Annotated in this window: 2 protein-coding genes; both read right to left on the minus strand. The window is 50.1% G+C overall.

Features of this window, described 5'->3' with window-relative positions:
• A partial coding sequence (gene rplA / locus AC1DUO_RS25315; protein ID WP_477989438.1) for a 50S ribosomal protein L1 occupies window positions 1-691 on the minus strand: 691 nt, incomplete at its 3' end.
• Between the two features lie 3 nt (window positions 692-694).
• Window positions 695-1,083 (minus strand): 50S ribosomal protein L11 (gene rplK, locus AC1DUO_RS25320; protein WP_477989439.1); only part of this gene is annotated, 389 nt, incomplete at its 5' end.

The following is a 1,083-nucleotide window of genomic DNA, read 5'->3' on the forward strand; positions in this document are numbered from 1 at the left end:
CGCTCAGGCCGCTTTGATCAACAGAAAGACCCGCACCCATGGTAGTGGACAGGCTTACTTTCTTGATGAAAACGCCTTTAGCCTGGGAAGGCTTCGCTTTTTTCAGAGCGACCAACAGAGCTTCCAGGTTTTCTTTCAGCTTGTCGGATTCGAAATCAACCTTACCGATAGTGGTATGGATGATGCCGTTTTTGTCGTTACGGTAACGAACCTGGCCTGCTTTAGCGTTCTTAACCGCTTCAGCAACGTTAGGTGTTACAGTACCAACTTTCGGGTTAGGCATCAGACCGCGTGGGCCCAGAACCTGACCTAATTGGCCAACAACGCGCATTGCATCTGGAGATGCGATAACAACGTCGAAGTTCATTTCGCCTTTTTTGATCAGGTCAGCCAGATCTTCCATACCTACCAGTTCAGCGCCTGCAGCTTTAGCAGCTTCAGCGTTTGCACCTTGGGTGAAGACGGCAACGCGAACAGAACGACCGGTGCCGTGTGGCAGTACGGTTGCGCCGCGAACGTTTTGATCTGATTTACGAGCGTCGATGCCGAGGTTAACAGCAACGTCAACGCTTTCTACGAATTTAGCAGTGGCCAGCTCTTTGAGCAGAGCAACGGCTTCGGTGATGTCATACTGTTTAGTAGCATCAACTTTGTCACGGATCACGCGCATGCGCTTGGTCAGCTTAGCCATTTATTAATCCTCCACTACCAGGCCCATGGAACGAGCAGTACCTTCGATGGAGCGAGTCATCGCTTCAACGTCAGAACCAGTCATGTCCGCAGCTTTGGTTTCTGCGATTTCACGAACCTGAGCACTCGTTACTTTACCCACTTTGTCTTTGTTCGGCTTGCCGGAACCAGACTTGATACCAGCCGCTTTCTTCAGCAGTACTGCTGCAGGAGGGGTTTTGGTAACAAAGGTGAAAGAACGGTCAGAATAAACAGTAATAACAACAGGAATTGGCAGGCCTTTTTCCATGCTATCAGTCTTAGCATTGAACGCCTTACAGAATTCCATGATGTTCACGCCTTGTTGACCCAGAGCTGGACCAACTGGCGGACTTGGGTTTGCCATACCAGCTG

It is taken from the genome of Rahnella sp. P4_A8 (assembly GCF_056402435.1).